Origin of the sequence: Flavobacterium galactosi (genome assembly GCF_048158585.1) — a bacterium.
In the GTDB taxonomy this organism is placed as follows: domain Bacteria; phylum Bacteroidota; class Bacteroidia; order Flavobacteriales; family Flavobacteriaceae; genus Flavobacterium; species Flavobacterium galactosi.
This window is the reverse complement of sequence record NZ_JBLNKV010000004.1, coordinates 27,248-51,150: the sequence shown is the minus strand read 5'-3', so window position 1 is coordinate 51,150 and position 23,903 is coordinate 27,248. Positions and strand designations below refer to the sequence as shown.

The following is a 23,903-nucleotide window of genomic DNA, read 5'->3' as shown; positions in this document are numbered from 1 at the left end:
TGCTATCTGTCTCCTGCCCTCTATTTCTATTTTTATTATTTAAGTGCTTTCACCATCACTTTATCAATCTTCACGCCATCCATATCGATGACTTCCAACTCAAATTTTTGCCAAATTAATTTCTCTCCCTGTTTAGGAATATGAGAGAGTTCCGTCATAATTAAGCCACTCACCGTGGTTACTTCGTAATCATTGATTAACTCGTCTAATTCAAAGTAAGTCAAGAAATCATGCAGTGAATAATGCCCATCAACCAGCCAACTTCCATCTTCTCTTTCAATCAGCTGAAAATCATCTTTATAAAAATCAGAAGCATCGCCTACTAAGGCTTCCAGAATATCATTCAAAGTAATTACGCCTTGAAAAACACCATATTCATCAGAGACAAATGCATAATGAATACCTGTTTTTTTGAATCTTTCTAAGGCTATATAAGCAGTAGTTTGCTCCATCATAAAAGGAGCTTCAGTCATTATATCCGCTAAATTGAAGTTTTCATTTTCAAAATGAGCAAAAATATTTTTTAGGTTAACGACCCCAACAATATCATCATAATTCTCCCCATAAACAGGATAAATAGAATGCAACTCTTTCAGCATGAATTCTTTAACCTGTTCTTTATCAGCGTGTAAAGGTAAAAAAACTACTGACTTTCTGTGCGTCATCAAGGAGTTTATTTTTCGGTCTCCAATATGAAAAACACGCTCCACAATATCTTGTTCTATTTCCTGTACTTCTCCACCTTCAGTACCTTCCTTGATAATCGCTTTTATTTCTTCTTCGGTTACTTTACCGTCCGCAGTGGGTTTTATTTGTAAAATATTCAATAAAAAATCCGTTGAATGAGTTAACAACCAAATAAATGGCGCGGTAACAATTGAAACAATTTTCATGGGCAATGCCACCGCTTTAGCAATGGATTCCGGGTGATTCAAGCCTATTCTTTTAGGCAACAACTCTCCCAATACTAAGGAGAAAAAAGTCAAAATCACAACAACTAAACCTACAGCAACAGAATGGGCATACGGTTTTACTATTTCAAACCCTATTATAAATGCCTCAACATCTTTGGTTATTTTATCCCCACTGTAAATACCGGTAAGAATCCCTATCAGCGTGATTCCTATTTGTACTGTTGACAAAAATTTATTTGGTGAATTCGCTAAATCCAATGCGATTTTAGCGCTTTTATTTCCTTTTTTTGCCGCAGTCTCTAATCTATTCTTTCGTGCTGAAATCAATGCGATTTCTGACATAGAGAAAACCCCATTTAATAGTATTAGAAAAAATATTATTAGTATTTCCAATTTTTTAGTTGATTCGTTTTTTATTTAAATTCTGATTCCTGAATTTTATTTTCTGAAACCTGCAATCCTGATTTTTAGCCCAGATGGGAATGAAAAGCCCGGACTTAAAAAAGCTAATTTTTTTGTCAAAAAAGAGCGACCAAAGGAAGCTCCTTTTAGGACTTAGAAAAATAGTTTTTTTAACGAGGACTTGTAATGTACAGCTGGAATTGCTCCTATAAATTATCGATAACGTTACTTACTCTTTCGGTAATTTCCGCAATGGAACCTATTCCATTTACTGCGTGAAATTTTCCTTGCTCCTGATAATAATCCATTAAAGGAGCTGTTTTTTCATTGTATTCCTGGTAGCGATTTCTAATTTTTTCTTCGTCTTGATCGTCAATTCTACCACTTGTTTTTCCTCTTTCGAGTAATCTTGCCACCAAGATTTCATCATCGGCTTCAAGCGCTATTGTCGCTGCAACTTGAGAACCTATTGATGTAAGAAATACATCTAAATCCTTGGCTTGTGAAATTGTTCTTGGGTAACCGTCAAACAAAATTCCATTAGTCTCCGGGTGTTTATTTACCTCATCAATTAGCATTTTAGTAGTCAATTCATCTGGCACTAAATCCCCAGCATCCATATATACTCTTGCTTGTTTCCCAAGTTCGGTATCGTTTTTTAAATTAAAACGAAATACATCACCCGTGGAGATATGCGTTAATTTGTATTTTTCTTTTAAAAATTCAGCTTGAGTTCCTTTACCTGCTCCTGGTTTTCCAAATAAAACAATGTTAGTCATGTTGTGTAGTTATTCTTTTAATTTATATACTTCGGGTAAGTTTCTTCCTAAACCATCATAATCTAAGCCAAAACCGACGATAAATTTATTTGGAATTCTAATTCCAACATAATCTATTTTCATGTCTTTTGTATAGGCTTCCGGTTTAAAAAAAAGTGTTGCTATTTTAAAATGCTTTACATTTTGTTTTTTAAATAATGCTTTCAGCTCTACCAAAGTATTCCCGGTATCCACAATATCTTCTATTATAATAACGGTGCGTCCAGTCAAATCCTGATTCAATCCTATTAATTGTTTCACTTCATTTGTGGAAGAAGTTCCCTCGTAAGAGGCCATTTTTATGAAAGATAGCTCGCAAGGTTTTTTATACAGTTTCATAAAATCAGAAACTACCATAAAAGAACCGTTCAAGACACCCACAAATACTGGTATTTCATCACCAAAATCATCTTCTATTTGAGCAACCATTTTTGCGATTGCAAAGTCAATTTCTTTAGCAGAAATAAACGGAACAAATTGTTTATCGTGAAGTTGTATCATTATTTTCGTATTTAAAATAATGCGCAAAGATACTGAATTCGGATTTGACAATTGATAAATGGGCATTAATTTGTAATTTTAAGTAAATTTCACAAAAAACCAACTTTAAATGTATTAAAAGCAATAAATGATGCAACATAAATTACGAAGAAAATAAAATAGTATTTGCCTAAAACAAAAATATATTCGCCCTCTTATTTCAGGTTATACATTGAAAACACAATTTAAACAACTTAAAGTAACGGTTAAAAAAAAGAGGCTGCCTATAAATAGACAACCCCCTTCTGTTTTAAATTAGTCTGGCAAAATAAAGACTATTTCAAAAGTAAATGTTTTTTGATTGTCTCATTAAAACTTAAATCGAATAAAAAATTCATTTGTGTTTTTTGCGCTTGCCAATTCCGTTCTTGTGCTTACCTCATAAGCATAACCTACCATCATACGTTTGCTTATTATGAAATCAACTAGACCTGCAAAGGCTTGATCACTTCGATACATGGCCCCAATTTCAAAATTGTTTTGAATCTGAATCATTGAGTTAATATCAATAGAGACCGGCGATCCATTAACATATCTTAACATAAAAGAAGGCTTTAATACCAAAGACGCATCCGAGTTCAAGTTAAAATCATATCCCCCACTCAAATAAATATGAGGCCTGTCAGTTGCTACAGAAGCATATCCGTCATCATTTTTGGCTCTTTTTGTATTTAACATCCTTGGAATAGAAATCGAAACAAATAATTTTTCATTTTTTAACAGAGCTCCTATACCTACATTCGGATTAAAATGATTTATAGATCCCAAGGCAGGATCAGATTGTGGCAAATAGGTTTGAAGTCCCGAAGTATTTACATCGTAAAAATTACCTCCCACTTTAAATCCCAAGTATAAGTCCATTGTCTCGTCCATTTTTAACTTATAAGAAAAATCAATTCCTAACATAGTTTGTTTTTCGATAAACGTTTTATCGCTAACCATAGAAATCCCTAATCCTAAATTACTCCCAACATTTGTTCCAAAGGAAACTGCCTGAGATTCTGGTGCATCCTTTATTCCTGTCCATTGTCTTCGGAATGAACCCGTAACAACCGTCTCATTATCCACTCCTGCATAAGCTGGGTTTATCATATTCATATGATACCTGTACATGGTAAAAGTACTTTCCTGCTGGGCAAAAAGGGCACCACTGAAAAGTAGTAGTGCTCCTGCAAATATATTTTTAACTATTTTCATGTCTTTCGTTTTCTTATTTTACGACTATCTGTTTATGTATATCCAACCTTCTTTATCAATAGTACCATCACCTTCAAAATCTATCTGATAATAATACGAACTTCCTTCAGGCAACGACTGACCATTGTTTTTGCTATGACCATCCCAATCATTTTGGTAGTTTCTGGCCGAAAACACTTCTGTTCCCCAACGATTAAAAACGCGTACCACTGAGTTGGGATGGTTTTCGATATTATAAATAACCCAGGTATCATTAATCCCGTCTCCGTTTGGAGTCATAGCCTCTGCTACGTTAATCTCGATCAAATCACAAAGATCTCCTAGACCATCATGATCGCGATCTTCCTGATTAGGATTGTAAGTCATCGGACAATTATCTATAGTGTCTAGAATTCCATCATTGTCATCATCATCATCACAAACATCACCCAAACCGTCATGATCATTATCAGCTTGATTCGCATTCGCTATTAACGGACAGTTATCGTTTACATCCAAGATTCCATCATTGTCGTCATCGTCATCACAATTGTCTTTGATTCCATCTAAATCATTATCGCCAAATGCATTAACAACTGTTACCACCGCAGAGGCCGTTGCTACATTCCCGTTGACATCTTTTACAGTCAGAATAACCGTATTGGTTCCTACATTGGCACAACTAAAAGTAAGTTTACTTAAACTGATTGAAGCAATTCCACAAGCATCTGAACTTCCATTATTGATTTGATTTGCAGTTATTGAAGCATTACCCGAAGCATCTAGTTGAATAGTATTGTTTTTTACAACAACAACGGGCGCAACTTTATCCTCAATAGTTACGATTGCCGTTTGAGAAGAAACGTTTCCGTTTACATCAGTTATAGTAAATTTTACCATATTAGATCCAACATTGGCACAAGTAAACGAAGTTTTATCTAATGTCAATGACGCAATTCCACAAGCATCTGAACTTCCATTATTGATTTGAGCTGGAGTTATCGAAACATTTCCTGTAGCATTGAGTTGAACCGTTATATTTTTTGTAAGCACTGTAGGCAGAGCATTGTCAACCACTATTACCGTTTGAATTACTACAACCGCATCTTTTCCATTACTATCACTTGCATTCCATTTAATCGTTGTGGTTCCCACTGGATAAACAGCATTCAATGCCAATGCATCGCTTCGAACGCCTTTTGCTGCACCTACAGTACAATTATCTGTGGTAGATGCAGAAACAACTACGCTTGCGCCGCAAACATTTAAATCAGTAGTTACATTTTTATTGCCATTGGAAGTAATCACAGGAAGTTGATTATCCGTTACTATAACGGTTTGGACAACTTCAACTGCCGCATTACTGTTAGCATCTGATACACTCCATTTAATAGTTGTGGTTCCCACCGGATAAACAGCATTCAATGCCAATGCATCACTTCGAACGCCTTTTGCTGCGCCTACAGTACAATTATCTGTGGTAGATGCCAAAACAACTACGCTTGCGCCGCAAACATTTAAATCAGTAGTTACATTTTTATTGCCATTGGAAGTAATCACAGGAAGTTGATTATCCCTTACGATAACGGTTTGGACAACTTCAACTACTGCATTACTGTTAGCATCTGATACATTCCATTTAATCGTTGTGGTTCCCACCGGATAAATAGCACTCAATACCAATGCATCACTTCGAACGCCTTTTGCTGCACCTACAGTACAATTATCTGTGGTAGATGCCGAAACAACTACGCTTGCTCCGCAAACATTTAAATCAGTAGTTACATTTTTATTGCCATTGGAAGTAATCACAGGAAGTTGATTATCCCTTACGATAACGGTTTGGACAACTTCAACTGCTGCATTACTGTTAGCATCTGACACATTCCATTTAATCGTTGTGGTTCCCACCGGATAAACAGCATTCAATGCCAATGCATCACTTCGAACGCCAGTTGGCAATCCAACAGTACAATTATCTGCTGCAGTTGCCGTAACAACTACTGTTGCACCGCAAACATTTAAATCAGTAGTTACATTTTTATTGCCATTGGAAGTAATCACAGGAAGTTGATTATCCCTTACGATAACGGTTTGGACAATTTCAACTGCTGCATTACTGTTAGCATCTGACACATTCCATTTAATCGTTGTGGTTCCCACAGGATAAACGGAATTCAATGCCAATGCATCACTTCGAACGCCAGTTGGCAATCCAACAGTACAATTATCTGCTGTAGTTGCCGTAACAACTACTGTTGCACCGCAAACATTTAAATCAGTAGTTACATTTTTATTGCCATTGGAAGTAATCACAGGAAGTTGATTATCCCTTACGATAACGGTTTGGACAACTTCAACTGCTACATTACTGTTAGCATCTGATACATTCCATTTAATCGTTGTGGTTCCCACCGGATAAATGGAATTCAATGCCAGTGCATCACTTCGAACGCCAGTTGGTGCGCCTACAATACAATTATCTGTCGCTGATGCCGAAACAACTACAGTTGCTCCGCAAACATTGAAATCAACATTCACATTTTTATCTCCATTAGAAGCAATTACAGGAAGTTGATTATCGGTAACAGTAACACCAAAACTACAGCTTGAAGGATTTCCTGTAGCATCTGTTACTTTTATTATATTGGTTGTGGTACCAATAGAATAGTTTTTAGTATACTTTCTTGCAACATACACACCCATTTGAGCAGCATCGCCAGACAAACTAATATCATCGACATAGAAAAGAGGTGTTGCCGATGGATTAGATTCTGATGGGTTAGTACTTGGAAAAAAGTTAAAAGCACCTATTTTGTTCTGACCAGGTGCCCCACTAGCTTTTAGAGAGAACCGCCATGTTTTAACCAAAACACTGTTTATATACAAACTTGTTACGTCCAGCGTTTGATCAATTAATTGCTTCACTTCAAACCACTGCCCTTGAGGATAAACCAATCCTGTATTAGAACCTGCTGCAAACAAAGATCCAGTTCCGTCTGAATTGAACTTACATTCAAGTCCCCATTCAAAAAGAGATTCAGTATGTTGCAAATTATAGTACGCTGCATTCCCTACAGGAACATACATTTTAAAACTCACTGTCCATTTTCCAGCGGTCTGATTCCCTAATTTAAAAACCTGATCAACAGGTCCTCCAGCTGGAATTCCTGATATTTTTAAGCTATTTGGCGCACTCGAAAATTGTTCTGTTGAAACTAATCCCGAGGCACCACCTGGCCATACCGCCCATTGAGGCGATTGTCCACTTACAAGTCCTGTTGTGTAGGTATCAAGGTCTTCGGTACTACAAAGGGCACTACAATTATCCGATAATACTAATGTCGGCACAACTATATCTGCTGAACAGCTTCCTATGGCACTACTTACAAGAATATTTACAGGACAAGTAATGACAGGAGGCGTCACATCTTTAACCGTAACTATTTGAGTTGATGTTGCCGTTAATCCTGCCTCATCGGTAACAGTCCAAGTTACGGTATTAGCACCTGAAACTAAACTTGCAGGAGAAGCAACAACCGTCATCACACTGCAATTGTCTGCCGCTGTCGGTGCCGTTAATTGTGAACTTGCATACGTACAAACTCCCGCATCTGCATTGACATTCATTGCTGACAATGTCGCTATTGTTGGATTTTGTGTATCTAATACAGTTACTATTTGTGTAGAAGTTGCCGTTAATCCTGCTCCATCGGTTACGGTCCAAGTTACGGTATTAGCACCTAGCACTAAACTTGCTGGAGAAGCAACAACACTTACCACACTGCAATTGTCTGCCGCTGTCGGTGCCGTTAATTGTGAACTTGCATAGGTACAAACCCCTATATCTGCATTGACATTCAATGAAGATAATGTCGCTATTGTTGGTTTTGTTATATCTCCAAAACTCACAGTAAATGTAACTGTCGTTTCTTTTAATAAACTATCTTGAATTTTAATTGAAATTGTACTTGACCCAATTACACCTGTGTTTGGAGTAACTGAAATAGACCTTGAACTTCCAGTGCCGGTAATCACAATATTACTGTTTGGAACTAAACTAATATTTGAAGAAATTCCTGTAACAATATAAGTATCGTCTCCAGGATACACATCAGTGATTGTTAATGAAACTGGACTTATTGAAGTGTCCTTACATAATAAAGGTTGATTAGAAATAGATGAACCAACAGGCAAGTCATTATCCAAAGTAGAAAAATTTACTCTTTTTACCTCCGAAAACACATCACCAGCTCCCAAATTATATTTTGTGACTGTATAAAAATCATAACTTGTATTATACACAAGTCCAGCCAAACTAAACACATGCTCAACATTTGCTGTTGTAACGGCATTACCACTAGTTTTTACACTAACGCCCGAATAATCGGCTCCAGCCTCTATTTGTGAAGCTGTAGGTGCAGTTGACCCAGAAGGAACTAATAAATAATATGTTGAACCACTTTGAGCAAAAGAATATTTAACGTCTGCAGTAGTATAAGTTATATTATCGACTATACTAGATAGTTCTTTTGCATATTTAAGAGCCGAAGGGATAATATTCTGAACCCAAGTAGAAGAATATTGACTACAAGATGGTCCTGCACTATAAAAATCATATCCCATGAAGATTACAGACCCTGCACCGTATTTTATAACCGCTACGGTAGCATTACTATCCGTTCCCCACATCGTAGTAAAATCAAGAACAGTACCACGGGAAATCGCATCTGTAGCACTTAACCAAGGAAGCGAGGATGGTCCGCCTTCAAAAGGGGTTCCAGCAGTATTAACCGTGTTTTTTGCCCAAGAAGAACCAGTAGTAGTGCCCAGATCCCAAGAAAAAATTAAATTCAAAAAATCAGTATCGTATCCCCCGTAAGTTCCTGTCATCACTATAACACCCCCAGCATTTACCCAGTTCTTAATAACATCTCTGGATGCTAAAGGCAAAAAAGTGGTGCTGGATGGATTTTGAGTTTCCATGTCGGTCATAAAGAAAAACACACTGGCATCTAATTGCGCTGCAAGAGTTCCAGAATTTGAGAAACTGGTTATAGAACCGTCCACAGTATATGCAGGAATTGCACTTACAATTCCAATAAGATTTGCATTCTCTCCATCGCATCCTGAAGAGCCATTCAATCCCGGATAATTAAAAACAGAAACCGGTGTGGTTTGTGCACCTAACTGCAAAGAAAAAATAGCAAAAACGAGTAAAAACGCTTTTGCCAGTAGATCTTGTATTAATTTGTTATTTTTCATATCTCTTTATTTAATCAATTTTTGAATTAACAACTTTCCATTTATCTGCATCTTTTTCTAGCAATAAACTAACATGTACAACAATCTCTTTCTTGTTATTTTGATAAACAAAACTATAAACCACAGTTGATTTATTATCTTCAACAGTAAGAATGTCAAAAACAAAATAATTATTTCCCTTTTTGTTTATTAATTCCTCTTCAGAAATTAATAGTATAGCCTTATTGTCAACACTTAAATCTTGACCAAACATGAAATTTGCACCTTGATTCAAAATCAAGATGTCTTTCATGCTTTGTTTAATTTCATTTGGGATTTTTTTCTGAAGTTCTTGTAAAGCAACACATTGCTTTATGATTTCCCCTTGGGATTCTGACTGAGCATATATTGTATTATAAAAAACAAAAAAAAAGCTCATAATGAAGAGTAATTTTAATTTCATACTGGTTTGTTTAGAATTATTTGGATCCAAAAATAAAAGAAAAAAAAATGGAGAAATAGCCCATTAGGACATATCGATAGCCTATTAAGACCAGTTGTTATTTTTCAAATATAGAATCGATAAAAATCGATCTATATATTCATTAAAGCAATCAAAAACAGCATTTTATATTTTTAAATTAAAAATATAAAACAAAATAAAATTAATAAAATCAGAAAAATAGCCCTAAAAAAAACAAAATAATTTGTTAAAATAGCCAAAATCCATTTATAATGGCTATAAAAAACGTACTTCTGACGGGAGTTTGTCAAAGCGTTTTTTAAAATTGGCTGTAAATTTACTCGCGCTTTCATAACCCGTTGCAAAAGCAATATTTTTTATTTGCATATCGGTATTTGTAACCATTTGCATAGCGAGAAGCAAGTTTTTTTCTTTATGGTATTGCAACATAGAAATCCCATGAACAGACTTAAAAGTCAATTTTAGTTTTGTAGGGGACAAGTTCACCTGTTGCGCAATATTATCTACACCTTGAAAAGGAGCTGTTAAATTATCGGTAATTAATTTTTCGGCCTTGGCAATTTTCCTATAATCCGTTGTATTGACAGGGATGTAATTACCAATGCGTAGGTCGACAAATGCATTCTTAAAAAAAGTGGAAACTAAATGAAGTGTTTGAGATTTTAAAATTGATTTACTCAATTGATCTGTTTTAACCGTTTTTAAATTCATCCAAATTTCTTTAGACAATTCACCTGCATTAGGCACAATATCCTGATAAGAAATAAAGCCTTTGTCTGAATTTAAAAAATTTTTAATTTGGTTGTCTTCCGGCAAAGTTTCAAACGAAAAATTTTTCTCAGCCCATTCTTTACTGAATCCATAAAGGTAAAATTCACAGACAGAACCTTTATAAAAATAAGCGCCTACCTCGGTTCCTGGTCTTTTGAAACCCCAATATTTGCTTGAAAAAGGGGTCTTATCAGCAAATGTATTTTGCAATTTCACTTCGCTCTCAAAAACTGTAAATGTAAGTGTGTAATAATCACTAACAAAGTCCTCATCATAAATTGCTTTTAGCATCACATTTTTCTTAAATGTAATATTTGTTGCAATAATCCAGAAACCCTCTTCAATCTCCCTATAACGCATAACACCTTTAGAAAAAGGATTGTTTCGGTAAACCGCTTGTTCATGCCGAACATGACGGGAAGAGGGGGAATTGATAATGCTTTTTATTAAAATTTCAGGAGAATTAGATAAATAAGGCAACTCAAAGAAACCATCCCTGTAAAAATTTATATTCTCTTTTATGAATTTAATCCACTTTACTAAACGCATATTTGATAGGTATAATATTTTAATTAACAGGAATTATTATAAGAATTTATTATGTAAATATAGATTAAATGAAAATACAAAATAGGCTGTTACAACATATTTTATTCGAGAAAAGCATCTACAATTTAATTATTTCTAAAAGCTGACGGCAATTTCCCGAAACGTTCTTTGAATGTTGCCGTAAATTTACTGGCACTTTCATAACCTGTTGCAGTTGCTATATTTTGAATTTGAATATCCGGATTTTGAATCAGTTGCATAGCCAGAAGCATGTTTTTTTCTTTGTGATACTGCAACATAGAAAACCCAAAAACCGTTTTGAAGTTAGATTTTAATTTTGTAGGCGAAGTATTTACCTCAGATGCAACACTTTCAATGCCTAAAAACGGAAGATGCAAATTATGCAAAATCATTTTCTCGGCCTTGGCCACATTATAATAATCTAAATTGCTTAACGAAACATTATCTAAAATGCGGTTATCTTCAAAAGAATTATTAAAAAATTCAGCAATCAATTTTATAGAATGCTTTTTTAAATCTACAGTATTAAATTTTCCTTCACTTTCGGTTTCTAAATTTTTTGACATTATTTTTGCTAAACCATGTGCTTTTGGAGCGATGTCTAACCAAGTAAAAAAACCTTTTTTAGTATCTAAAAAATTTTTAATAACCTCTTTTTGAGGAAACTTGTTAGAAGAAAGATTTTTATTCGCCCATTCCTTATTAAATGCGACATTAAAAAACTTACCCGTTGTGCCTTTATAAAAATAGGTTGTCACTTCTGTTCCAGGTTTGTAAAAAGTCCAACAAGTACTCAGAATTATGCTATCACTTAAATTTTTAAAAGGATATTTATATTTAAATACAGAAAAAGATAATATATAATAATCTCTTAATTGATTTTCATCATAAATAGCCTTAGCTATTATATTTTCTTTAATAGTTATATCGGTTTCCAAAAGCCAAAAACCGTCTTCAATTTCACGATAGCGTATTATACCTTTACAAAAATAATTATTTGAAGAAACTGACTGTTGCAAAGATTTATGATTTGTTATCGGTAATTTTATTAAACTATCCAACATGACTTGTGGAGAATTAGACAAATAGGGTAATCCAAAAAAATCATCCTTGAGAAGAAAAAGATATTTTTGAATATGTTTAGTCCAATTATTTGAGGGCATACATTTAGTTATTAGAAGAAAATCGAATCAAATTCAAAAAATAATTTGTCAAAATAAAAGCTACTAATAAAAGTCAATCGCATTAAAATCGAAATTTATTTGACAAACTATCAAGACGTAACTTTATTTTCGATTTTCAAGATTGAGGCAGTAACAAGTTATTCCTTGCTGTGTGTTTTTAATTGATTTCCTAATTTTTAAATTTGTTTTTAAAACCTAGCTTTAACAAATATAATATGTAATAAACAACTTATTTTACACAATAAATAGCTAAAATCAGCCTGCTAAACCAAATCAAAATTAATAACCTAAAGTAGGTAAAGATACTTGTTTATCCATTAGTACATAAAATTCTTATCGAAAATATCATTATTACTTTTAAATTTGAAAAATATCACTCATCAAATCAACAAACAATAAATTGACATTTGTTAATTATCAATTATCTTTGCACAAACAACAACCTAATGAATTATTTTTCTTCTGATTTTAAACTGGGAATTCTCGGCGGCGGACAACTCGGCAAAATGCTGTTGTTTGACACTCGAAAATTCGACATACAAACTTATGTTCTTGATCCAAGTGATGAAGCACCCTGTAAAATAGCTTGTGATAAATTCTTCAAAGGGGATTTAATGAATTTTGAAACCGTTTACAATTTTGGAAAACTCGTTGACGTATTAACCTTTGAAATCGAATTGGTAAATCTTGAAGCTTTACTAAAACTTGAAGAAGAAGGCATAAAAGTATATCCTTCGCCTAAAACATTGAAACTCATCCAAAATAAAGGAATTCAAAAAGATTTTTATACCAAACATGCTATTCCCACAGCAAATTACAAACGATTCGGCAATCTAAAAAGTGTAGTTGTTGCTATACTGGATTCTAAATTAAAATTGCCTTTTGTATGGAAATGCACTGAATTTGGTTATGATGGAAATGGGGTAAAAGTCATTCGACAAATTTCAGATTTAGACAATTTAGCCAATGTAGAATGTATTGCTGAAGAAATGGTTCCTTTCAAAAATGAATTGGCGGTTATCGTTTGTCGCAATCCATCGGGTGAAATAAAAACCTATCCTGTGGTAGAAATGGAATTTCATCCAGAAGCAAACCAAGTAGAATACGTGATTTGTCCTGCTCGAATTGACGCTGCAGTTGCTAAAAAAGCAACCGAAATCGCATTAAATGTTTCGGAGAAATTCAATCATGTTGGACTTTTGGCAGTCGAAATGTTTCAAACTGAAGACGATGAAATTTTAGTTAATGAAGTCGCTCCCCGCCCACACAATTCAGGTCATTATTCCATTGAAGCCAGTTACACTTCCCAATTCGAGAATCATTTACGTGCCATTCTTAATTTACCTTTGGGAAATACAGCTAGTAAAGTGGCCGGCATTATGGTGAATTTATCTGGGGCAGAAGGTTTTTCTGGAGATGTAGTTTACGAAAATATTGAAAAAATATTAAGCTGGGAAGGTGTTACGCCTCACATTTACGGAAAGAAAGAAACACGCCCCTTTAGGAAAATGGGACATGTTACGATTGTAAACAAAAATATTGATGAAGCCAGAAAAATTGCTGAAAAAGTAAAAAATACGATTCGAGTAATTAGTAATCGATAATCTATTTTCAGTCGCAGTCATACACTTTAAAATACAAAATTAAAAAACATGAAAGTAGCCGTTATAATGGGAAGCATATCTGATATGCCAGTTATGCAAGAAGCCATAGACATCTTAAAAGCATTTGATATAGAAACAGAAGTTGACATTGTTTCCGCTCATAGAACACCAGAAAAATTATTTGATTTTAGTAAAAATGCACATCATCGTGGGATTACGGTTATTATTGCCGGTGCTGGTGGTGCTGCACATTTACCAGGAATGGTCGCTTCGATGTCGCCACTTCCAGTAATTGGCGTTCCTGTGAAATCCAGTAATTCTATCGATGGTTGGGATAGTATATTGTCTATTCTTCAAATGCCGGGTGGCGTTCCTGTAGCAACTGTTGCACTAAATGGAGCAAAAAATGCTGGAATTCTTGCCGCTCAAATCATAGGAAGTCACAACAAAAGTGTCCTTGACCGAATAATATTATATAAGACAGGATTGAAAGAAGCGGTAAATATTGCCTCCGAAACTCTTAACAAATAATAAAAAAAGCTCCATTAACGGAGCTTTTTTATTTCAAATTAGGAATCATTTATTCTACACTTACTGATTCTTCCAAAACACCTTCAAATTCCGAAGCAATGATATCTTCTTTGTTTAACCAGTATTCGGAGGTAGTCAAAGTATAATTTACGTTATCCGAAGTTGACAAATCCCACAAAATATCTTCGGCTTCCGGAAAAGGTGCATTTTCATTCATGGCATGATCAAACAATCTTTTGATAAGAGTACTGTCTGACAAACCATTGCTTAACAATTTTAAAACATTTTCTTTCGTCAATAAAGTTTGACTTTCACCTTCTGATGGTGTCATACTGCATTCGATAATTATGGCTTTTGCATTGGGGAATTTACCGTTGTACGCTTTAAAAAGCAATTGATTGACATGAAACAAAGTCGAATGCAAACCTATTTCAGGATATTCTTCACAGACTTTGTCTAAAAACATATCGTTTGAAATTTGCTGAATTTGACCTTCATTTAAATCCTCTGACAATTTATATTCCAATACAATTACGGCAGCATCTTTGGGTTCAAAATCAGAAATTGCCATAAACAGCAATTCTCTTAAACTGGCCACATCGGCATCTGAAGCATCCGGATAATCGAATTTTTCAAGCAGTTTGATATAATCATCATTAGTCCAATATTCCTCGATTTGATCTACAGTATTAGCGCTTTTTATTATAATTTGATAATTCATATTTTTTTGATTTTTTTGATTCGTTTCTTTAAAAACGAATCTTTTTTTACAATTTAAGGCTTTATTACTGCCAAATGAAATAAATAACATTTAAATAACACAATCCATTCTAGCATTTTAGGGTAAATCAATTCCTTTAGCAACCTCATTTTTTTTAATAAATCCATACCTTTGTTCTCTTAAAACATCGAATTATTTTTATTAAAAAAATACAAATGAGCATCCTAACACACCATTTCAATACAAAATATAACACTGCCCCTTTTTCGAAAATAAAGAACGAAGATTTTCTTCCCGCTTTTCAAAAAGGAATCGAATTGGCAAAAGCCGAAATCGATGCTATCGTACGAAATCCTACAAAACCAACTTTCGAAAATACCATTGAAGCATTGGCTTTCAGCGGAGATGTTTTGGACAGAATTTCAAGCATCTTTTTCAACTTAAATTCAGCGGAAACGAATGACGAAATTCAGAAAATCGCTCAGGAAGTTTCTCCTTTATTGTCTGAATTTGGAAATGATGTTCGCCTTAACCCCGATTTATTCGCCCGAGTAAAAACGGTTTACGAGCAAAGAGAAAAGCTGAATCTAAATCCGGAACAAACTACGCTTTTAGACAAAAAATACAAAAGCTTCTCCAGAAACGGAGCGAATTTGCCGGATGACAAAAAGGATCAATTGCGAGAAATCGACAAAGAATTATCGAAATTGAGTTTGCAGTTTGGCGAAAATGTTTTGGCCGAAACGCAAGCCTATCAATTGCACATTACAAACGAATCTGACTTAGCTGGTTTACCGGAAGGAACTATAGAAGCCGCTCATTCTTTGGCTAAAAGCCAAGAAAAAGAAGGTTGGATTTTTACCTTGGATTATCCAAGCTATGTTCCCTTTGTGACGTATGCTAATAATCGTAAACTGCGCAAGAAAATGGCAATCGCTTTTGGCGCCAAAGGTTTTCAAAACAATGAATTTGACAATCAGGAAATTGTGCTTAAAATTGCCAAATTGCGTTTTGACAGAGCACAAGTTTTAGGATACGCCTCGCACGCTCATTTTGTACTTGAAGAAAGAATGGCTGAAAGTCCGGAGAAAGTAAAAACATTTTCGAATGACTTATTGGAAAAAGCCAAACCGGCAGCTTTGAAAGAATTTGCTCAATTAACTGATTTCGCAAAAGAGCTTGACGGTATTGAACAACTGGAAAAATGGGATGGCGCCTATTATTCGGAGAAATTGAAACAACAATTATTCAATTTGGATGATGAAATATTAAAACCATATTTCCAATTAGAAAAAGTCTTAGACGGTGCTTTTGCAGTAGCGCAAAAATTATACGGAATCACTTTCGAAGAAATTTTCGAAGTGGATAAATACCATGAGGAAGTAAAAACATACGAAGTAAAAGACGAAGAAGACCAATTAGTTGCCGTGTTTTATGCAGATTTCTTTCCAAGAAAAGGCAAACGCAACGGAGCCTGGATGACGTCATTTAAATCGCAATACATAAAAAAAGAAATCAACGAAAGACCCCACATTTCAATTGTATGTAATTTCACAAAACCTACTGAAACGAAACCATCATTATTAACTTTTAATGAAGTGACAACTTTGTTTCATGAATTTGGTCATGCGTTACACGGCATGTTAGCCAACACGACATATCCAAGTTTATCAGGAACTTCTGTGTATTGGGATTTCGTAGAATTACCGAGTCAAATTTTGGAAAACTGGTGTTACGAGCCGGAAGCATTGGCTTTGTTTGCGTATCATTATCAAACTGGCGAAATGATTCCGATGGAATTAGTTCATAAAATTAAAGAAAGTGCCAGTTTTCAAGAAGGAATGGCAACGATGCGCCAATTGAGTTTTGGCTTGTTAGACATGGGGTGGCATGCACAAGATCCATCCAACATCAAGGACATCAAAGCTTTCGAAACCGAACAATTTGCGGCTACGCAACTCTATCCTGATGTAAAGGAAAATGCGATGAGCACTTCTTTTTCCCATATTTTTCAAGGCGGGTATTCTTCTGGATATTACAGCTATAAATGGGCGGAAGTTCTGGATGCTGATGCTTTCGAATATTTTCAGGAAAAAGGGATTTTCAATAAAGAAGTGGCTACCAAGTTCAAGGAAAATGTGCTTTCTAAAGGCGGAACAGAACATCCGATGATTTTGTACAAACGCTTTAGAGGACAGGAACCAAAACCGGAAGCGTTGTTGAGAAGAGCGGGATTGGTGTAATTTTTTTGAATAAAAATTAACTATATAATATTTTAGGACCGAAGTTTAAAAGCTTCGGTTTTTTTTATTAAAATAAAATCAATAACGACCAGCAAACAATTGGCACGCTTTCCACCCAAAAAGAAGTATAATCTTTCGAACTACTTTAAAAACTCCCTGAAATTTTCCTTGCTTACTACCAAAAAACTGGGTTGATACGCTTCTTGAAATGATTTAGGCAACTTCGCTTTTTTAGTGGAAAACCATTTGAATTCAAAAGCACTGACTGTATCAGCATTAGTTTCAATATAATCTATTTCCTGTTGTTGTGTGGTTCTCCAAAAGTAAGGTTTTGACAAACTTTGAGAATAGGACAACTGTTTAAACCGCTCTGAGACTAAAAAATTTTCCCACAACGCTCCTTTATCTTGTCTAAAGTCTAATGAATTGAAATTTCCAATCAACATATTCCGAACACCATTATCGTAGAAATAGATTTTTCTGTTTGCCTTTATTTCATTTCTCAAGTTTTTGCTAAAACTATTTAGTTTAAAAACCACAAAAGCTTTTTCTAATAAATCGATGTAATTATTCACCGTATTTTTATCTACACCAACTAATTGTGCTATTTCATTATAGCTTACTTCACTACCAACCTGAAAAGCTAAAGCTTGTAATATTTTTTCTAAAACTTCCGATTTCCTGATACCCGCTAAGCTCAAAACATCTTTATACAAGTAGCTGGAAACAAGGTTTTTTAGAATTTCATATTCATTACCAAAATTATTGATCACATCCGGATACATTCCGTATAACAATCGCAATTCCAATTGTTGTTGCGCTTTCATATAACCTACATTCGCTTCAAATTCATTCCAGGAAACGGGATACAAACGGTATTCAAATTTGCGTCCCGTTAATGGTTCTTGTGTAACATGATTTATATCAAAAGCCGATGAACCGCTAACAATTACTTGTACATCCTTGATTTGATCAACAATAATCTTTAGTTTTAAACCTATAGAAGGAATACGCTGCACTTCATCAATAAAAACATATTTATAATTTCCAATAATACTTTTTAAGGTTTCGGTATTTGCATTTGCTAAAGTATCAGCCACAACTGCATCATCACCATCAAGAAATAGAAACGGAATATCCTTTAACAAAGCGTTAATCAATGTAGTTTTACCAACTTGTCGCGGACCTATTAATACAATAATTTTTCCCTTCCCTAAATTCTTCTCTATTATTGGCGTTAAATCTCTGCTAATCATAACTGTAAATTTCAAACAAATATAATACAATTATATCGTATTCACCAAATTTATACCATTATTGGTGAATACGTTCACCAAATTCGCACCATTATTGGTGAATACGTTCACCAATATTAGTATTTATTAAGAACCAAAACCATCAACCACCAAACAATCGGCACGCTTTCCACCCAAAAATAAGTATAATATTTTGAGCGTTTTTCATTGGCAAAAAGTAGAAACGCAGCAATTAGAATCACTAGTATGAAGTTGACGATTAATTGGTTTGCATCAAAATTACTTTTTAGCAATTCCAGAAAATAAAACGGTAGTAAAAGTAACAATCCCAATATTTTGGTTCGCTTCACTCCTATTTGTTGTGGTACGGTTTGTAAATGCGGATCATCATTTGCCAAATCAATAATTTCAAAAATAAGCACCAATACAAAAATCAGGATAAATCGCTGTATGCATTTCAGATAGAAATCAAGCGTTATCGAAACATTGGCATTCAAAATAGGCAAAGCCAAAGTCACGCCTACCCAACATAACGCCACAATATAAATTTTCACACCCGCCCAATTTCTGGCATTTCTTTTATTTGGGAAAAACGGAAGCGTGTACAGCAAAGTGATACTCAAAAAAACAATTGCTACGATTTGGGTAATCCGCTGCAATCGAAAAAAATAAAAACCAACCAAAAGAAGCGCTAAAAAACTAAATACAGCAATGCTTTTCAACTCTTTGCGCATCTTTAATTTTTTGGCTCTGGCCAAAGCATCATATTTTACGAAATTATATCCTACAATTGTTCCAAAAAAAACAAAATTAGCTATCGGTTCATCTGAAGAAATGTGGAACATGTGTTGCGTCATTTGCACTAAGGCATAACACGACAATCCCACGTGAATACTGCTATTGATATAAAAATTGAATAGTTGTTTAAAAATCTTCATTAGACAAAATTAATCAATTGTGAACAAATACATCATTTAGTTGAAAAATCAATAAAAAAGGGCACCCAAAATGCGTTTTAAATTATTAATAATACTTAATTTTGCACCACTAAAAAAACAACACCTACATTTTTATATGAAAACAGATGCTTTTGCTTTAAGACACATTGGTCCAAGAGAAAACGACCTACAACATATGTTGAAAACCATTGGAGCGGAGACGCTGGACCAATTGATTTTCGAGACAATTCCTAGTGATATTCGTCTAAAAGCTGATTTAGATTTAGATCCAGCAATGACCGAATATGAATTTGCAAATCACATTCAAAAATTAGGGAATAAAAATAAAGTTTTTCAATCTTACATTGGTTTGGGTTACAATGCCGCCATTATTCCTGCGGTTATCCAAAGAAATGTTTTTGAAAACCCGGGTTGGTACACCGCTTACACGCCTTATCAAGCCGAGATCGCTCAAGGTCGTTTAGAAGCAATTTTAAATTTTCAAACTATGGTTATCGAATTAACCGGAATGGAAATCGCTAACGCTTCTTTATTGGACGAAGGAACTGCTGCTGCAGAAGCTATGGCATTACTTTTTGATGTTCGTTCTCGTGACCAAAAGAAAAATAATGTTTGTAAATTCTTCGTTTCCGAAGAAATATTACCTCAAACTTTATCGGTTTTACAAACGCGTTCTACACCAGTTGGTGTCGAACTAGTAATTGGAAACCATGAAGATTTCGATTTTTCAACGGAATTTTTTGGAGCAATTCTTCAATATCCCGGGAAATTCGGACAAGTTCATGACTATGCTGATTTCATCGCTAAAGCTGCCGCAAACGAAATAAAAGTAGCTGTTGCTGCTGATATTTTGAGTTTGGCAAAATTGACTTCTCCCGGAGAAATGGGCGCCGCTGTAGTTCTTGGAACCACACAGCGTTTCGGAATTCCGTTAGGTTATGGTGGTCCACATGCTGCTTATTTTGCCACAAAAGACGAATACAAAAGAAGCATGCCGGGAAGAATCATCGGTGTAACTATTGATACGAATGGTAATCGTGCGTTGCGTATGGCATTGCAAACCCGTGAACAACATATAAAACGTGACAAAGCCACTTCAAATATTTGTACCGCACAGGTTTTATTATCCGTTATGGCAGGAATGTATGCCGTTTATCACGGACCTAAAGGCTTGCAATATATCGCTAATAAAGTTCATGCTTCGGCAGCTACATTGGCAAACGCATTAGAAAAATTAAGTTTACAACAAACCAATACTGCTTTCTTTGACACTATCGTTGTTAAGGCTGATGTCAAAAAAGTAAAAGCTATTGCTGAACAAAACGAAATCAACTTTTATTATATTGACGAAAATACCGTTTCTATTTCTTTGAATGAAACGACAAGTATTGCCGATTTAAATATCATAATTTCTGTTTTTGCTTCCGTAAAAGAAACTCAGGCAACGCCAATTGAAAGTTTATCAGAAACCAATCATTTTCCAGAAAACGTAAACAGAAAATCCGCTTTTTTACAACATGATGTTTTCAACAAATACCATTCGGAAACCGCTTTGATGCGTTACATCAAAATGTTGGAACGAAAAGATTTGGCTTTGAATCATTCCATGATTTCATTAGGTTCTTGTACCATGAAACTGAATGCAGCTTCTGAAATGTTGCCTTTAAGCATGCCACAATGGAACAACATTCACCCATTTGCACCATTGGACCAAGCGCAAGGATACCAAGAAATGTTAGCCAAACTAGAGCAACAATTAAATGTTATCACAGGTTTTGCAGGAACGACTTTACAACCCAATTCAGGTGCTCAAGGGGAATATGCAGGATTAATGGTAATTCGTGCCTACCACCAGTCAAGAGGAGATCATCATAGAAATATTGCTTTAATTCCATCATCAGCTCACGGAACAAATCCAGCTTCCGCGGCTATGGCAGGGATGAAAGTAATTGTTACCAAAACATTGGAAAACGGAAATATCGACGTGGAAGATTTACGTGAAAAGGCAATTTTACACAAGGATAATCTTTCCTGTTTGATGGTAACATACCCGTCAACTCACGGTGTTTTTGAAAGTGCGATTAAAGAAATCACACAATTGATTCACGATAACGGTGGACAAGTTTATATGGATGGTGCCAACATGAATGCGCAAGTAGGATTAACAAATCCCGCTACTATTGGCGCTGACGTTTGTCACTTGAACTTACACAAAACATTTGCTATTCCTCACGGTGGAGGTGGACCAGGTGTTGGACCAATATGTGTTGCTCCACAATTAGTTCCATTTTTACCCTCAAACCCTGTAATTCCTACAGGAGGAGAAAACGCTATTACGGCTATTTCTGCAGCTCCTTGGGGTTCCGCTTTAGTTTGTTTGATTTCTTACGGTTACATTTCAATGTTGGGTGCCGAAGGTTTGAAACAATCTACTCAATATGCGATTTTAAATGCAAACTACATTAAAGAGAAATTAAACGGTCATTATGATACATTGTATTCTGGAGAAATGGGTCGTGCTGCTCACGAAATGATTTTAGAATGCCGTCCTTTCAAACAAAAAGGAATTGAAGTGACTGATATTGCAAAACGTTTGATGGATTATGGTTTCCATGCTCCTACCGTTTCTTTCCCAGTTGCAGGAACCTTAATGATTGAACCTACGGAGAGCGAAAACTTAGAAGAGTTAGACCGTTTTTGTGAGGCGATGATTTCAATCCGTAAAGAAATTGAAGCTGCTACTATTGAAGACAAAAACAATGTTTTGAAAAATTCACCCCACACATTAGCCATGCTAACTACAGATGCTTGGGACTTCCCTTACACTCGTGAACAAGCAGCTTTTCCATTAGATTATATAGCTGAAAATAAATTCTGGCCAACTGTTCGTCGCGCTGACGATGCGTATGGCGATAGAAATTTAGTTTGTTCTTGTGCTCCAATTGAAGCGTATATGGAAAACTAATTTTAAAAATTAATTCAATAAAATGTCTCGAGAAATCGGGACATTTTTTTTTGATTGCAAATTCATGCAACCTTCATAAAAAAGCACAATATAAATTCTTAAAAATATGCTTTTTTATCAATTACAATAACTAGCAAATAAATATCGCACTACTATTTGCACTTCGTAATAAAATAATCAATATTTTTGCCAATAAATTATTATTTCACAATTATATGCATGCATAGTAAATATTGTGAGTGTAATAACTTTTTAATTATTAAATTAGCCTGAATTTTTGGATAAATAACCCGATGAAAATAAAAATAACTGGAATAGGAAGTTATATTCCTGAGAAAAAAGTAAGCAACACAGACTTTGGCGAACATGTTTTTTTAAACGAAGATGGAACCGCCTTTGGTTATCCTAACGAAGTTGTCATTAATAAATTTAAAGGAATAACCGGAATCGAGCACAGACGTTATGCTGAAGATCAGCACAACTCATCTGATTTAGCTTTTTTTGCTTCTCAAAAAGCAATAGAAAATGCTGGTATTGACCCGGAATCTATAGATTATATCATCTTCGCACACAATTTTGGAGATGTAAAATACGGCACAACGCAGTCGGATATGATTCCAAGTTTGGCCACCCGTGTGAAACACAAGCTACAAATAAAGAACCCAAAATGTGTCGCATATGATATCCTTTTTGGGTGTCCAGGCTGGATAGAAGGAGTCATGCAAGCCAATGCTTTCATCAAATCAGGAATGGCAAAACGCTGTCTGGTAATAGGCGCTGAAACCCTTTCGAGAGTAGTCGACGCACATGACAGGGATTCCATGATTTATTCTGATGGCGCTGGTGCTTCAATCATAGAAGCTTCAGATGATGAAACAGGAATGTTATCTTATGAAAGTGCTACATATGCGAATGATGAAGCAAATTATTTGTTTTTTGGTAAATCATATAATCCTAATTTAGATCCAGACACACGATATATAAAAATGTATGGTCGCAAGATTTATGAATTTGCATTAAGCCAAGTTCCTGCTGCAATGAAAAGCTGTTTGGACAAAAGCGGTATAGGCATTGATGACGTAAAAAAAATCCTTATCCATCAAGCCAATGAAAAAATGGACGAAGCGATAATCCAACGTTTTTACAAATTACACGACAAACCCGTCCCTGAAAACATCATGCCAATGAGCATTCATGAACTTGGAAATAGCAGCGTAGCAACCGTACCTACGCTTTATGATTTGTTAATTCGTGGAGAAATAGAAAATCAATCCATAGAAAAAGGTGACGTTCTTATCTTTGCCTCCGTTGGAGCAGGAATGAATATCAACGCATTTGTTTACCGATATTAAGCGTCTAAGGAATTTTGCAATCAGGAGCTAACGGCTGTACATTACAATTCCTCACTACAAAACTTGTTTTTCTAAGGTGCAACAAAGCTTCTTTTAGTCGCTTTTTGCACCTTGAAAAACTACATTTTGAAGCTCCGGGATTTTCATTTCCATCCGGGCTAAAAAACAA

At 35.0% G+C, this 23,903-nt stretch carries 16 protein-coding genes; 5 read left to right on the top strand and 11 right to left on the bottom strand.

From position 1 onward, the window contains the following. Window positions 1–35: 35 nt before the first annotated feature. From ACM55M_RS09240 to ACM55M_RS09205, 8 genes are all read right to left on the bottom strand, one after another. Window positions 36–1,307: a hemolysin family protein gene (locus ACM55M_RS09240; RefSeq protein WP_416857314.1), complete on the bottom strand. Its 1,272-nt coding sequence runs from the start codon at window positions 1,305–1,307 to the stop codon at window positions 36–38. A gap of 215 nt (window positions 1,308–1,522) precedes the next feature. Next, complete coding sequence (locus ACM55M_RS09235; protein WP_416857313.1) at window positions 1,523–2,095, bottom strand: adenylate kinase; 573 nt, start codon at window positions 2,093–2,095, stop codon at window positions 1,523–1,525. Between the two features lie 9 nt (window positions 2,096–2,104). Beyond that, the gene (gene hpt / locus ACM55M_RS09230; protein WP_416857312.1) at window positions 2,105–2,635 is read right to left on the bottom strand and encodes a hypoxanthine phosphoribosyltransferase; all 531 of its coding nucleotides are present in this window, start codon (window positions 2,633–2,635) and stop codon (window positions 2,105–2,107) included. A 348-nt stretch (window positions 2,636–2,983) separates the two neighbouring features. After that, complete coding sequence (locus ACM55M_RS09225) at window positions 2,984–3,871, bottom strand: PorP/SprF family type IX secretion system membrane protein (RefSeq protein ID WP_416857311.1); 888 nt, start codon at window positions 3,869–3,871, stop codon at window positions 2,984–2,986. A gap of 24 nt (window positions 3,872–3,895) precedes the next feature. Further along, window positions 3,896–9,115, bottom strand: a complete 5,220-nt coding sequence (locus ACM55M_RS09220; RefSeq protein ID WP_416857310.1) for a T9SS type B sorting domain-containing protein — start codon at window positions 9,113–9,115, stop codon at window positions 3,896–3,898. Window positions 9,116–9,125: 10 nt separating this feature from the next. After that, on the bottom strand, window positions 9,126–9,557 hold the full coding sequence (locus ACM55M_RS09215; RefSeq protein WP_416857309.1) for a hypothetical protein: 432 nt from the start codon (window positions 9,555–9,557) through the stop codon (window positions 9,126–9,128). A 276-nt stretch (window positions 9,558–9,833) separates the two neighbouring features. Then, entirely contained in the window at window positions 9,834–10,898 is a 1,065-nt protein-coding gene (locus ACM55M_RS09210) for a helix-turn-helix domain-containing protein (RefSeq protein WP_416857307.1), read from the bottom strand. 125 nt (window positions 10,899–11,023) lie between these two features. Further along, window positions 11,024–12,082, bottom strand: coding sequence for a helix-turn-helix domain-containing protein (locus tag ACM55M_RS09205; protein ID WP_416857306.1), 1,059 nt, complete (start codon window positions 12,080–12,082; stop codon window positions 11,024–11,026). 467 nt (window positions 12,083–12,549) lie between these two features. Here ACM55M_RS09205 and ACM55M_RS09200 point away from each other — a divergent pair, with 467 nt between their 5' ends. Next, complete coding sequence (locus ACM55M_RS09200) at window positions 12,550–13,707, top strand: 5-(carboxyamino)imidazole ribonucleotide synthase (protein ID WP_416857304.1); 1,158 nt, start codon at window positions 12,550–12,552, stop codon at window positions 13,705–13,707. Between the two features lie 48 nt (window positions 13,708–13,755). Next, window positions 13,756–14,238 carry a 5-(carboxyamino)imidazole ribonucleotide mutase gene (gene purE, locus ACM55M_RS09195; protein ID WP_156129461.1) on the top strand — a complete coding sequence of 161 codons (483 nt, stop codon included), beginning with the start codon at window positions 13,756–13,758 and terminating at the stop codon, window positions 14,236–14,238. A 49-nt stretch (window positions 14,239–14,287) separates the two neighbouring features. Here purE and ACM55M_RS09190 read toward each other — a convergent pair whose 3' ends face one another. Then, a complete protein-coding gene (locus ACM55M_RS09190; RefSeq protein ID WP_416857303.1) occupies window positions 14,288–14,959 on the bottom strand; it encodes a hypothetical protein in 672 nt (223 codons plus the stop codon). A gap of 215 nt (window positions 14,960–15,174) precedes the next feature. Here ACM55M_RS09190 and ACM55M_RS09185 point away from each other — a divergent pair, with 215 nt between their 5' ends. Further along, on the top strand, window positions 15,175–17,202 hold the full coding sequence (locus tag ACM55M_RS09185) for a M3 family metallopeptidase (protein ID WP_416857302.1): 2,028 nt from the start codon (window positions 15,175–15,177) through the stop codon (window positions 17,200–17,202). A 140-nt stretch (window positions 17,203–17,342) separates the two neighbouring features. On the opposite strand, the gene ACM55M_RS09180 is transcribed toward ACM55M_RS09185, so the two are convergent. Both ACM55M_RS09180 and ACM55M_RS09175 read right to left on the bottom strand, forming a co-directional pair. Beyond that, the gene (locus tag ACM55M_RS09180) at window positions 17,343–18,458 is read right to left on the bottom strand and encodes an ATP-binding protein (protein ID WP_416857301.1); all 1,116 of its coding nucleotides are present in this window, start codon (window positions 18,456–18,458) and stop codon (window positions 17,343–17,345) included. Between the two features lie 116 nt (window positions 18,459–18,574). Then, the gene (locus tag ACM55M_RS09175) at window positions 18,575–19,396 is read right to left on the bottom strand and encodes a UbiA prenyltransferase family protein (RefSeq protein WP_416857300.1); all 822 of its coding nucleotides are present in this window, start codon (window positions 19,394–19,396) and stop codon (window positions 18,575–18,577) included. A 136-nt stretch (window positions 19,397–19,532) separates the two neighbouring features. On the opposite strand from ACM55M_RS09175, the gene gcvP reads away from it, so the two are divergent. Together gcvP and ACM55M_RS09165 are read left to right on the top strand one after the other, a co-directional pair. After that, the gene (gcvP, locus tag ACM55M_RS09170) at window positions 19,533–22,382 is read left to right on the top strand and encodes an aminomethyl-transferring glycine dehydrogenase (RefSeq protein WP_416857299.1); all 2,850 of its coding nucleotides are present in this window, start codon (window positions 19,533–19,535) and stop codon (window positions 22,380–22,382) included. Between the two features lie 293 nt (window positions 22,383–22,675). Further along, window positions 22,676–23,734: a 3-oxoacyl-ACP synthase III family protein gene (locus ACM55M_RS09165; protein WP_416857298.1), complete on the top strand. Its 1,059-nt coding sequence runs from the start codon at window positions 22,676–22,678 to the stop codon at window positions 23,732–23,734. Window positions 23,735–23,903: the final 169 nt, after the last annotated feature.

Coding starts and splice junctions, on each gene's coding strand:
- ACM55M_RS09220 (WP_416857310.1), bottom strand. CDS start 9,115: ATGAAAAATAACAAATTAATACAAGATCTACTGGCAAAAGCGTTTTTA.
- ACM55M_RS09190 (WP_416857303.1), bottom strand. CDS start 14,959: ATGAATTATCAAATTATAATAAAAAGCGCTAATACTGTAGATCAAATC.
- ACM55M_RS09235 (WP_416857313.1), bottom strand. CDS start 2,095: ATGACTAACATTGTTTTATTTGGAAAACCAGGAGCAGGTAAAGGAACT.
- ACM55M_RS09175 (WP_416857300.1), bottom strand. CDS start 19,396: ATGAAGATTTTTAAACAACTATTCAATTTTTATATCAATAGCAGTATT.
- ACM55M_RS09225 (WP_416857311.1), bottom strand. CDS start 3,871: ATGAAAATAGTTAAAAATATATTTGCAGGAGCACTACTACTTTTCAGT.
- hpt (WP_416857312.1), bottom strand. CDS start 2,635: ATGATACAACTTCACGATAAACAATTTGTTCCGTTTATTTCTGCTAAA.
- gcvP (WP_416857299.1), top strand. CDS start 19,533: ATGAAAACAGATGCTTTTGCTTTAAGACACATTGGTCCAAGAGAAAAC.
- ACM55M_RS09215 (WP_416857309.1), bottom strand. CDS start 9,557: ATGAAATTAAAATTACTCTTCATTATGAGCTTTTTTTTTGTTTTTTAT.
- ACM55M_RS09180 (WP_416857301.1), bottom strand. CDS start 18,458: ATGATTAGCAGAGATTTAACGCCAATAATAGAGAAGAATTTAGGGAAG.
- ACM55M_RS09185 (WP_416857302.1), top strand. CDS start 15,175: ATGAGCATCCTAACACACCATTTCAATACAAAATATAACACTGCCCCT.
- ACM55M_RS09205 (WP_416857306.1), bottom strand. CDS start 12,082: ATGCCCTCAAATAATTGGACTAAACATATTCAAAAATATCTTTTTCTT.
- purE (WP_156129461.1), top strand. CDS start 13,756: ATGAAAGTAGCCGTTATAATGGGAAGCATATCTGATATGCCAGTTATG.
- ACM55M_RS09165 (WP_416857298.1), top strand. CDS start 22,676: ATGAAAATAAAAATAACTGGAATAGGAAGTTATATTCCTGAGAAAAAA.
- ACM55M_RS09210 (WP_416857307.1), bottom strand. CDS start 10,898: ATGCGTTTAGTAAAGTGGATTAAATTCATAAAAGAGAATATAAATTTT.
- ACM55M_RS09200 (WP_416857304.1), top strand. CDS start 12,550: ATGAATTATTTTTCTTCTGATTTTAAACTGGGAATTCTCGGCGGCGGA.